Origin of the sequence: Aquamicrobium defluvii, assembly GCF_004363725.1 — a bacterium.
Taxonomy (GTDB): Bacteria; Pseudomonadota; Alphaproteobacteria; order Rhizobiales; family Rhizobiaceae; genus Mesorhizobium; species Mesorhizobium defluvii.
This window is the reverse complement of the sequence record NZ_SNZF01000023.1, coordinates 67586-78713: the sequence shown is the minus strand read 5'-3', so window position 1 is coordinate 78713 and position 11128 is coordinate 67586. Positions and strand designations below refer to the sequence as shown.

Sequence of the window (11128 nt, the reverse complement as noted above, 5' to 3'; positions counted from 1 at the left end):
ACGATGACTGGCGGCGCGCCCGAAAGTCGCCAAACCCGAAACTTTCCTGACCAATCCGCCGCCGTGCCATCGCTGCCCTCAATCTCTCGTTCAAGGAGAGCGAATCACAAACAGCAAATGCCGTCCACAGATACCCGCGCACAGGTCTCCTAGGCAATCTCAGCCAGCGTGATGCCTGTGGTGCGGTTTCAGAGGAAGTACGGCGGAATCGAGCGGCGTTTGCATCCGTCCGGGTAACGGGAGCCGGGGCAGTTTCCGGCCCCGCCTGCCGCATTCAGGCCTGCTCGGCGCGTGCCACGCGCTTGCGGCGGTCGCCCTTCGAAAGCTGCACGATACGCACGCGCTTGACGCGGCGCGGATCGGCGTCCAGCACATGGAACTCGAAGCCGGGTATGGCCTGCACCACCTCGCCGCGCGCGGGCACGCGGCCCAGCGTATTGAAGATCATGCCACCGATCGTATCGACGGATTCGCCATGCTCGCCGGGCGCGAAGTCCTTGCCGATCATGGCCTGCACATCCTCGATCTCGGCCTTGCCGTCGACGATGAACACGCCGTCGCCCGCCTTGGTGATCAGCGCCTCCTCGTCGTCATGCTCGTCCTCGATGTCGCCGACGACCATCTCCACGATGTCCTCCAGCGAGGCCAGCCCGTCGGTTCCGCCATATTCGTCTATGACCAGCGCCATCTGGATGCGCCCTGCCTGCATACGGCCCATGAGGTCCGACGCCAGCATCGAGGGCGGCACGAACAGAACCGGCCGCATCAGATTGAGTTCGCCGATGGTTCGCGAAAGATCGACCTGGGAAAGGTCGAGCTGGGCGCCAGGCGGCTGCTTGCGGGTGGTGCGTCGTTTCTTGCCGCGCGCGCTGCGCGTGATGTAGCCGAGAAGGTCGCGGATGTGGACCATGCCGCGCGGGTCATCCAGCGTCTCGGAGTAGACGGGCATGCGCGAGTGGCCGGACTGCTCGAACACGGTCAGGAGATCGGCGAGCGTCGTGCCGATCTCGACAGCCTCGATGTCGGCGCGGGGAACCATCACGTCCTCGACGCGCACCTCGCGCAGCCGCAATATGTTGTTGAGCATCGCCCTTTCGCCGGGCGAAAAGCCTTCGGCGTCGGCGCCTGTCTCGGCAAGGGCGTCGGCGATTTCCTCGCGCAGGCTGGTGCCGTTTCGCGGCCTGAACAGCGAGATCAGCTTCTGGACAAGGCCCGGTCCGGCATGTGCAGCCTCGGCTGGCTGGGCGCCGGTCGCGCTACTGGGACTGGGCTCCTCATCGGAATTCCCGGGAATGTCCCGGGAAGGGCCTGCCTCATTGTTCTGGGCAGTATTTGGCGTCTCGTTCATCGTCGTCCGGTCTGGTTTTCAGAGTAATTATGCATAGGGATCGGGAATGGCAAGCCTTGCCAGCGCCTTGCGCTCGACTGCTTCCATCTCGGCGGCCTCTTCATCGGTTTCGTGATCGTACCCCAGAAGATGCAGAAATCCATGAACGAGGAGATGGACGATATGGTGCGCGAGCGGCTTGCCTTCCAGTTCGGCCTCACGCCCAACCGTCCCGGCCGCAAGCACGATATCGCCCAGCATGGGCGGCTGGAAGCCTTCCTCCACCTCGAAGGCGGGGAATGAAAGCACATTGGTGGGCTTGTCCTTGCCGCGCCACCCGGCGTTGAGTTCCCGGATACGCGCATCGTCGCAGAAGACGACACTGAGTTCGCTGCTGCCCGTCCACGCCGGCTGCAACTCGTCCAGCACGGCGCCGACAGCCTGTTCCACCAGACGAAGAAGCTCGTTCTCCGGCGGCCAGCCGCCTGCCTCGACAAGCAGGTCGATCTCCACGGGAAGCGGCGCGGGAGCCGTCGCGTCACGATTTTCAGCGGACATTGAGCGAACCGTCAGCCTTCCAGCCCGCGCGCGACCTTGCCGTCACGGTCGTAGGCCCTGACAATCTCGGCCACCAGCGGATGACGCACCACATCGACATCGTTGAAGCGGACGGTCACGATACCCGAAACGCCATCCAGGACCCGCAGCGCCTCGACGAGCCCGGACTTCGTATTGGGCGGCAGGTCGATCTGGGTCGGGTCGCCGGTGACGATCATGCGCGAGTTCTCGCCAAGGCGGGTGAGGAACATCTTCATCTGCATGGATGTGGTGTTCTGCGCCTCGTCGAGGATGACGGCTGCGTGCGAAAGCGTGCGGCCACGCATGAAGGCCAGCGGCGCGATCTCGATGACGCCCGCGCCGATCGCCCTTTCCACCTTGTCGCCCGGCATCATGTCGTAGAGCGCATCGTAAAGCGGACGCAGATAGGGATCGACCTTCTCCTTCATGTCGCCCGGCAGGAAGCCCAGCCTTTCGCCAGCCTCCACCGCCGGCCGCGACAGGATGATGCGCTCGACCATGCCACGTTCGAGCAGCATGGCGGCATGCGCCACCGCCAGATAGGTCTTGCCCGTGCCGGCCGGGCCGACGCCGAACACCAGCTCGGACCGCTCCAGCGCCCGCATATAGGCATCCTGATTGAGCGAACGGGCGTAGATCGTCTTCTTGCGGGTGGAAATCTGCGAGGCGGACACCTTGCCCTTGCGCTCCATGGTCGGCAGGACGAGCTGATCGTCCGCCGCAACGGCCATGCGCACAGCCCCGTCGACGTCGGACTGGCTGATGTCGACGCCCTTCTGGAGAATGCCGTAGAGGCTGTCGAGCGCCCGGCGCGCCTGTTCGGCCGCTACCGCCGAGCCGCGGATGGTGAGCTGGTTGCCGCGCGAGCGGATATCGACGCCCAGCTTCTGTTCCAGCCGCGCCAGATTCTCGTCGAACTGGCCATACAAGGCGCCCGCAAGCTTGTTGTTGTCGAAAGTGAGCACGATGTGGGCCATATCGGAGGCGCCGGACGGAGCATTCGGAGATGGGCCTGCGGGCGTCTGGCCGTCGGGGCTCGAATTCGTCAGGTCGGTTGCGCTCAACCGTCTCTCCAGATCTGCCGGGGCCGGATCATACGGGTCATCCGCGATCAGACCGGGTCGGCGAACAGGCTGTTGAAGCCAGCATTCGTGATTCGCACCTCAATAATGTCACCGATTTCGGCGACCTTTTCATCAACAATAACCGGCTGCAGCCACGGCGAGCGCCCGACCTTCTGTCCCGGCTGGCGGCCGGGCTTCTCGATCAGCGTGGACATGGTGCGGCCGATCATGGAGTTGGTGAAAGCCTGCTGCTGCTCGCCGAGCAGCGCCTGAAGCCGCTGCAAGCGCTCGTCCTTGACCGGCTCGGCGACATGACCGTCCATTTCCGCGCCCGGCGTGCCGGGGCGCGGCGAATATTTGAACGAGAAGGCCGAGGCATAGGAAACCTCGCGCACCATCTTCAGCGTATCCTCGAAATCGGCTTCCGTCTCGCCGGGGAAACCGACGATGAAATCGCCCGACATGGCGATGTCGGAGCGCGCAGCGCGAATGCGCTCGAGCAGGCGCAGATAGTCGGCTGAGGTGTGGCGGCGGTTCATCGCCTTGAGGATACGGTCGGAGCCGGACTGCACCGGCAGATGCAGATAGGGCATCAGAGCGCCAAGATCGCGATGGGCGGCGATCAGGTCGTCGTCCATGTCGCGCGGATGGCTTGTGGTGTAGCGCAGGCGGGCAAGGCCGGGAATTTCCGCCAGCCGGAACAGCAGCCGGCCGAGCCCCCATTCGGAACCGTCCGGCCCTTCGCCGTGCCATGCGTTGACGTTCTGGCCGAGCAGCGTGACCTCGCGCACGCCGGCATCCGCCAGCCGCTCGGCTTCCGCCACGATCTGGGCAACCGGGCGCGAGACTTCCGAGCCGCGCGTGTAGGGCACCACGCAGAAGGTGCAGAACTTGTCGCAGCCTTCCTGCACGGTGAGGAAGGCGGTAACGCCACGCTTCGCCACCGCCGCGCGGCTCAGCTTCGGCAGATGCTCGAACTTGTCCTCGATGGCGTATTCGGTCTCGACGACCTTCTCGCCCCTGTGCACCCTGGTCAGCACGTCCGGCAGCCGGTGATAGGTCTGCGGGCCGACGACCAGATCGACGGACGGCGCGCGGCGGATGATCTCGCTGCCTTCGGCCTGCGCCACGCAGCCGGTGACGCCGATCAGCAGTTCACCGCCATTGCTCTCGCGCTCGGCCTTCATGTCGCGGATACGGCCGAGCTCGGAATAGACCTTCTCGGCTGCCTTCTCGCGGATGTGACAGGTGTTGAGCAGCACCAGATCCGCATCCTCGATCGCCTCGGTCGCCACGTAGCCGTCTGCGGCCAGCGCATCGGTCATGCGCTGCGAATCGTAGACGTTCATCTGGCAGCCATAGGTCTTCACGAAGACCTTCTTTGGCGTGGCCCTTGCGGTCGGGAGGGTCGGCGTCTGTTCCATCGGCGGGCTTCTACCAGCAAAACCGGGCTGAATCTATGGCTTTGGCCGCCCGTACGACGGTTCGCGCAAGGCTGCGGCAAACTGCTCGCGCACGCGCTCCTCCACCAGTCGCGCCGTCTGCTTGCGATTGTCGCCGGCCCTGAAGATCACGGGCTCGCCGAAACGCACCTCCACGTCCATGGCGCCGCTTTCCAGCAGTTCCCTTGCATGGGGGGCAAGGTCCTGATCGCCGATCCAGCTCGCCAAGGGCCGGAAGCGGCGGCCGAGCGGCATGCCATGCAGGTGCGTATAGGCGATCGCAACGGGCTGGATGGCCACCTCCCTGGCCGATCCGTCGGCAATCGCCATGGTGGCGGCGCCGAACAGCGTGCTCTTGAAAGGCAGCATCATGTTGCCGTCGCCGGTCGTGCCCTCGGCGAACAGCACCATGGCCTCGCCATTGACCAGCCGCACCGCGATCTCGCCCGCCTGGTCCCCGGATTTGCGGCGCCTCTCGCGCTCGATGTAAACCGTGCGTTGCAGTCCCGACAGGAAACCGACCAGCGGCCACGTCTGCATGTCGGCCTTGGCGATGAAGCGGACATCGGCAATCGCGCCAAGCACCGGAATGTCGGTCCAGGAAATGTGGTTGGCGACAATCAGCAAGGGCCGGTGCCGCGCAGGACCTCCCGTGACGTGGACCCGGATGCCCAGCGCGCCGAGAATGACGCGATGCCAGATTTTCAGGATGACAGTCTCCGGCCAGAGCCCGGTTTTCATCGAGATCACTTGCAGCGGAACGAGGATCAGCGTCGCCACAGCGACATATGCCAACGCCAGAACGATCCTCAGTTTCGCAATCATCCGGTTCCCGGCCTTCAGCGAAGGTCGCGGCGCATGACCAGCGCGCCTGTCGGGCCCTTGGCGGCCGACTGATAGTAGTTCGGGCGCTTGCCCACCTCATGGAAGCCGAGCCGGCGATAAAGCGCAATAGCGGGCGGATTGGCCTCGTCCACTTCCAGGAACAGCGCCTCGGCACGCTGCGCGTGCAGCTGGCGCAGAACGGCGTCCATGAGTTGCCAGCCAAGCCCGCAGCGCCGGTGGGCGCGCGCCACCACGATGGTCAGGATCTCGGCCTCGCCGGCCGCAAGGCGCGCCAGAACGAAACCTGCGGGCGCATGAGCGCCCTTGCCCACCTCACGTGCGGCGAAGCCGAACACCGTATCCTGCGAAAGCAGCGAGGCGAATTCCTCGTCGGTCCACGGCCGGCTGAAGCCCTCGGCATGAAGCGCTGCCGCGATCGCGCTTTCAGCGACCGACAGGGGCTGGAGCGCATATTCGCGCCGCAGGGATGAAATGAACGGTATGCGCATGTGAAGTGTCTCCTCCCGCCGCCCGGCCGTCACGAAGCGGTTCGCGGCAGCACGAAGCCGGCCTGGGGGCGGGCGTCGGCGTCGCGCAGATAAAGCGGGCGCGGCTTTTCGCCTGCCCCTTTGCGCGCGGCGAGACGCGCGTAGACGGCAATGTCGGCCGTTGGCTTGGGTGCGGCTGTATCCAAAGCCCTCCCGATTGCATCCGCCACCGATCCCGCGGCAGCTCCGGCCAGAACGGCGTTCGTCTCTTCGGCAAGACGCGACGCTTCCTCCAGCGTCGTCGCAGCCGGACCGAACAGGGGGTGCAGGTCCCGGTCGTACAGGGCGGCATGAATCTCGCCGCGCCCGCCATCGAGAACCGCAAGGACGCGCCGGTCCGGGAACTGCTGTGACGCTTCTGCCGCCAGCGCCTCCAGCGTGGTCACGCCTATGGCCGGAACCTTCAGCGCCAGCGCCAGGCCGCGTGCCGTCGACACGCCGACCCGTATGCCGGTGAAGGAGCCGGGGCCGACCGAAACCGCAACGGCATCCACATCGCCGAATGCCTTGCCGGCTCGCCCGAGCGCCGAATCGATGACCGCCATGAGTTGCTCGGCATGGCCCTTGCCAAGGTCCCGCACCTCGCGCCCCAGTTCCACTCGCGCGCCGCTATCCCAGACGCAGGAGGCGCAGAGGCTGGCGGAGCAATCAATGGCAAGAACGATCATGATGTGCAGGGGCTAGCGCAAGACGGACCCCTGCACAAGCTGCTGCTCAGGCTTCGCTCCGCAGCTTCGCCTTCAGTTCGAGGCGGCGCTTGTGAAGCAGGGGCTCGGTATAGCCGCTCGGCTGCTCGCGCCCCTTGAAGACCAGATCGCAGGCGGCCTGGAAGGCGATGGAGGCGTCGAAGTCCGGAGCCATCGGCCGGTAAAGCGGATCGCCGGCGTTCTGGCGGTCGACGATCGCCGCCATGCGCTTCATGGTTTCCATCACCTGATCCTCGCTGCATACGCCATGGTGCAGCCAGTTGGCGATGTGCTGCGAGGAGATGCGCAGCGTCGCGCGGTCCTCCATCAGGCCGACATCGTTGATGTCCGGAACCTTGGAGCAGCCGACGCCCTGATCGACCCAGCGCACCACATAGCCGAGAATGCCCTGCGCATTGTTGTCCAGCTCGAGCTGAATGTCTTCCGGCGTCCAGTTGGGGCTCACCGCGACCGGAACGGTCAGCAGATCGTCGAGCTTCGCCTTGGGACGATTGCGGATCGCAGCCTGCACGGCGTGCACATCGACCTGATGATAGTGGGTGGCGTGCAGCGTTGCGGCGGTCGGCGAAGGCACCCAGGCGGTGTTGGCGCCTGCCTTCGGGTGGGCGATCTTCTGTTCCAGCATCGCCGCCATCATGTCGGGCATCGCCCACATGCCCTTGCCTATCTGGGCGTGGCCGGAAAGGCCGCACTGGAGGCCGGTGTCGACGTTCCATGCCTCGTAGGCGCCGATCCATGCCGCCTGCTTCATGTCGCCCTTGCGGATCATGGGGCCGGCTTCCATCGAGGTGTGGATCTCGTCGCCGGTACGGTCGAGGAAGCCGGTGTTGATGAAGGCCACGCGCGCCGAGGCAGCGCGGATGCATTCCTTCAGGTTCACGGTCGTGCGCCGCTCCTCGTCCATGATGCCCATCTTGATGGTGTTGCGGGCCATGCCCACAAGATCCTCGACGCGGTCGAAGATTTCCACCGCGAAGGCTACCTCTTCCGGCCCGTGCATCTTGGGCTTGACGACATACATGGAGCCGGCACGGCTGTTGGCGCGGCGGCCCTTCGGCCCGACATCGTTGAGGGCGATGAGAGCGGTGATCGCCGCATCCATGATGCCTTCCGGGATTTCCGAGCCGTCGCGCAGCAGGATCGCCGGATTGGTCATCAGGTGGCCGACATTGCGCACCAGCATCAGCGAGCGGCCGGGCAGCGCCAGTTCACCGCCATCGGGCGCGGTATAGGTGCGGTCGCCGTTCAGACGGCGGGTGAAGGTGCGGCCGTCCTTGGCAATCTCCTCGGCGAGGCTTCCGTTCATCAGGCCCAGCCAGTTGCGGTAGACGGCGACCTTGTCCTCGGCGTCCACGGCCGCGACCGAGTCCTCGCAGTCCTGAATCGTGGTCAGCGCCGCCTCGATCACCAGATCGTAAATGCCGGCCTTGTCGTCCCTGCCGATCACGCTGTCACGGTCGATGACGATCTCGACATGCAGGCCGTTCCTGCGAAGCAGGACCGCGGAAGGGGCGGATGTCTCACCGCGATAGCCGGCGAACTGCGCAGGATCGGCAAGGGCGGTCTCGCCGACGACGAGTTGGCCATCCCTGACCGACAGGGCGCCGGCATCGGTCCAGGAGCCGGTCTTCAGCGGCGCGCTTGCGTCGAGGAAGTTGCGCCCCCATGCGATGACCTTCGCGCCACGCTTTGGATTGTAGCCCTTGCCCTTTTCCGCGCCGTCGGCATCGGAAATCGCATCGGTGCCGTAAAGCGCATCGTAGAGCGAACCCCAGCGCGCATTGGCGGCATTGAGCGCATAGCGCGCATTCATCACCGGAACGACGAGCTGCGGACCGGCGACCTCGGCGATCTCGGAATCGACATTGGCAGTTGTGACTTCGAAGTCCGGGCCTTCCGGCACCAGATAGCCGATCTCGCTCAGAAAGCCCTTGTAAGCCTCCAGATCCGCCGGCGCGCCATTGTCACGGTACCATTGGTCGAGCTTTGCCTGGAAATCTTCCCGTTTCTGCAACAGCGCACGGTTCTTCGGAGCCAGATCATGGGCGATTTCGGATAGCCCGGTCCAGAATTTCTCAGCATCGATCCCGCTGCCGGCCAGTGCTTCGTTTGCCACGAAGTCATGCAGTACAGGCGCGATGCGCAGCCCGGCGATCTCGATGTGATCCGACATTCCCAAACCTCCACTCAAGGGCACGTTGCGGCGGTGCAACATAGTCGGGCCCGGCTTTGGCATGAAAGGGCGCGAAGGGTCAATGACGGGGTTGGCTCAGAACGGCGATTGCTTTGCGTCAGATGCCTTCCGGCGGGAGCGCAAGTCAGCGCTCGCTGTCCAGCCAGATCGTCACCGGCCCGTCATTGAGCAGCGCAACCTTCATGTCGGCGCCGAAAATACCGTTGGCGACAGGCACGCCATGGCCAGCCACGGCGGACGAGAAATGCTCATACAGCCGCTTGCCGTCGGCAGGCGCGGCAGCCGTCGAAAAACCCGGCCGGTTGCCTTTCGTCTCCGCGGCCAGCGTGAACTGGCTGACGACGAGCGCGCTTCCACCGACATCCAGCACGGAACGGTTCATGCGATCCTGCTCGTCGCGGAAGATGCGCAGGTTGACGACCTTGCGCGCCAGCCAGTCCGACTGCGCTTGCGTATCGCCCTGCATGGCGCAGACCAGAACCAGCAGGCCCGGCCCGATCTGGCCGACGATGTCGCCATCGACGGTGACGCTGGCTTCACCAACCCTCTGGACAAGCGCGCGCATCGCAGGTGTCAGTCGCCCATCTTGAGCGCCTGGATGAAGGCTTCCTGCGGGATGTCGACCTTGCCGAACTGGCGCATCCGCTTCTTGCCCTCCTTCTGCTTTTCCAGAAGCTTGCGCTTGCGGGTGGCGTCGCCGCCGTAGCACTTGGCGGTGACGTCCTTGCGCAGGGCGGAAATGGTCTCGCGCGCCACGATCCGGCCGCCTATGGCCGCCTGGATCGGGATCTTGAACATATGCTGCGGGATCAGTTCCTTCAGCTTCTCGCACATGGCGCGCCCGCGCTTTTCAGCCGCGCTGCGATGGACGAGCATGGAGAGCGCATCGACCGGCTCGTCATTGACGAGGATCGACATCTTGACCAGATCGCCCTCGCGGTAGTCGGTCAGGTGGTAGTCGAAGGAGGCGTAGCCCTTGGAGATCGACTTCAGGCGGTCGTAGAAGTCGAACACGACCTCGTTGAGCGGCAGGTCGTAGACCAGCATGGCGCGCTTGCCGACATAGGACAGGTCTGCCTGAATGCCGCGCCGGTCCTGACACAGCTTGAGGATCGAGCCCAGATAATCGTCCGGGGTCAGAATGGTCGCCCTGATCCACGGTTCCTCGATATGGGCGATCTTGACCACGTCGGGCATGTCGGCGGGGTTGTGAAGCTCCTTCACCTCGCCATTGTTCATCACCATGCGGTAGACGACGCTCGGCGCGGTGGCGATCAGGTCGAGGTCGAATTCGCGCTCCAGTCTTTCCTGAATGATCTCGAGATGCAGGAGACCGAGGAAGCCGCAGCGGAAGCCGAAGCCGAGCGCGGCCGACGTTTCCATTTCATAGGAGAAGGACGCGTCGTTGAGGCGCAGCTTGCCGACTGCGGCGCGCAGATCCTCGAAATCGGCGGCATCGACCGGGAACAGGCCGCAGAACACCACCGGCTGGGCCGGCTTGAAGCCCGGCAGCGCCTCCGGCGTGGGGCGGCGATCTTCCGTGATCGTATCGCCGACGCGGGTGTCGGCGACTTCCTTGATCGAGGCGGTGATGAAGCCGAACTCGCCGGGGCCGATCTCATCGACATTCTCCATCTTCGGCGTGAAAACGCCGGTGCGCTCGACCGGATATCTGGCGCCCGTGCCCATCATGCGGATGGTCTGGCCCTTCTTCAGCGTCCCGTCGATGACGCGCACCAGCACGATGACGCCGAGATAGGCGTCGTACCAGCTGTCGACCAGCATGGCCTTGAGCGGCTTGCTGCGGTCGCCTTCGCGCGGCGGCGGCAGCTTGTGGACGATCGCTTCCAGCACCTCCTCGATGCCGATGCCGGTCTTGGCCGAGATCATCACTGCCTCGGAGGCGTCGAGCCCGATGACATCCTCGACCTGCTCCTTGACGCGGTCCGGATCGGCCGCCGGCAGGTCGATCTTGTTCAACACCACGACGATCTCATGGTTGTTGTCGATGGCCTGGTAGACATTGGCGAGCGTCTGCGCCTCTACACCCTGCGAGGCGTCGACAACGAGCAGCGAGCCCTCGCAGGCCGAGAGGCTGCGCGAGACCTCATAGGCGAAATCGACGTGGCCGGGCGTGTCGATGAGATTGAGGACATAGTCCTCGCCGTTCCTGGCCCTGTAGTTCAGGCGCACGGTCTGCGCCTTGATGGTGATGCCCCGCTCCTTCTCGATATCCATGTTATCGAGAACCTGCTCCTTGCCGGCCATTTCGCGCGCGTCCATGCCGCCTGTCAGCTGGATCAGGCGGTCGGCGAGCGTCGACTTGCCATGGTCGATGTGGGCGACGATGGAGAAATTGCGGATGTGATCGAGGGGTGTGGTCATGGGCGCGGCCTTTATCAGGCGCACCGCACCTCGGCAAGCAGGAGCGCGCGGCTCCCG

At 64.8% G+C, this 11128-nt stretch carries 10 protein-coding genes; all 10 read right to left on the bottom strand.

Annotated elements, in window-relative coordinates:
• Positions 1–274 precede the first annotated feature (274 nt).
• The 10 genes from DES43_RS16360 to lepA all read right to left on the bottom strand — a co-directional run bounded on the left by DES43_RS16360 (position 275) and on the right by lepA (position 11071).
• Complete coding sequence (locus DES43_RS16360; RefSeq protein ID WP_035031041.1) at positions 275–1348, bottom strand: hemolysin family protein; 1074 nt, start codon at positions 1346–1348, stop codon at positions 275–277.
• Positions 1349–1375: 27 nt separating this feature from the next.
• Positions 1376–1885 carry an rRNA maturation RNase YbeY gene (gene ybeY, locus DES43_RS16355; protein ID WP_035031038.1) on the bottom strand — a complete coding sequence of 170 codons (510 nt, stop codon included), beginning with the start codon at positions 1883–1885 and terminating at the stop codon, positions 1376–1378.
• 11 nt (positions 1886–1896) lie between these two features.
• On the bottom strand, positions 1897–2970 hold the full coding sequence (locus DES43_RS16350) for a PhoH family protein (RefSeq protein WP_035031035.1): 1074 nt from the start codon (positions 2968–2970) through the stop codon (positions 1897–1899).
• Positions 2971–3017: 47 nt separating this feature from the next.
• Positions 3018–4394: a tRNA (N6-isopentenyl adenosine(37)-C2)-methylthiotransferase MiaB gene (miaB, locus tag DES43_RS16345; RefSeq protein ID WP_035031032.1), complete on the bottom strand. Its 1377-nt coding sequence runs from the start codon at positions 4392–4394 to the stop codon at positions 3018–3020.
• Between the two features lie 33 nt (positions 4395–4427).
• Entirely contained in the window at positions 4428–5237 is an 810-nt protein-coding gene (gene olsA / locus DES43_RS16340) for a lyso-ornithine lipid O-acyltransferase (RefSeq protein ID WP_035031028.1), read from the bottom strand.
• Between the two features lie 14 nt (positions 5238–5251).
• Positions 5252–5746, bottom strand: coding sequence for a GNAT family N-acetyltransferase (locus DES43_RS16335; protein ID WP_035031025.1), 495 nt, complete (start codon positions 5744–5746; stop codon positions 5252–5254).
• A gap of 29 nt (positions 5747–5775) precedes the next feature.
• On the bottom strand, positions 5776–6453 hold the full coding sequence (gene tsaB / locus DES43_RS16330; RefSeq protein ID WP_035031022.1) for a tRNA (adenosine(37)-N6)-threonylcarbamoyltransferase complex dimerization subunit type 1 TsaB: 678 nt from the start codon (positions 6451–6453) through the stop codon (positions 5776–5778).
• 46 nt (positions 6454–6499) lie between these two features.
• Positions 6500–8665 carry a malate synthase G gene (locus DES43_RS16325; RefSeq protein ID WP_133675810.1) on the bottom strand — a complete coding sequence of 722 codons (2166 nt, stop codon included), beginning with the start codon at positions 8663–8665 and terminating at the stop codon, positions 6500–6502.
• 145 nt (positions 8666–8810) lie between these two features.
• Positions 8811–9251, bottom strand: a complete 441-nt coding sequence (gene dtd / locus DES43_RS16320; protein ID WP_035031003.1) for a D-aminoacyl-tRNA deacylase — start codon at positions 9249–9251, stop codon at positions 8811–8813.
• Between the two features lie 8 nt (positions 9252–9259).
• The gene (gene lepA, locus DES43_RS16315) at positions 9260–11071 is read right to left on the bottom strand and encodes a translation elongation factor 4 (RefSeq protein WP_035031000.1); all 1812 of its coding nucleotides are present in this window, start codon (positions 11069–11071) and stop codon (positions 9260–9262) included.
• Positions 11072–11128: the final 57 nt, after the last annotated feature.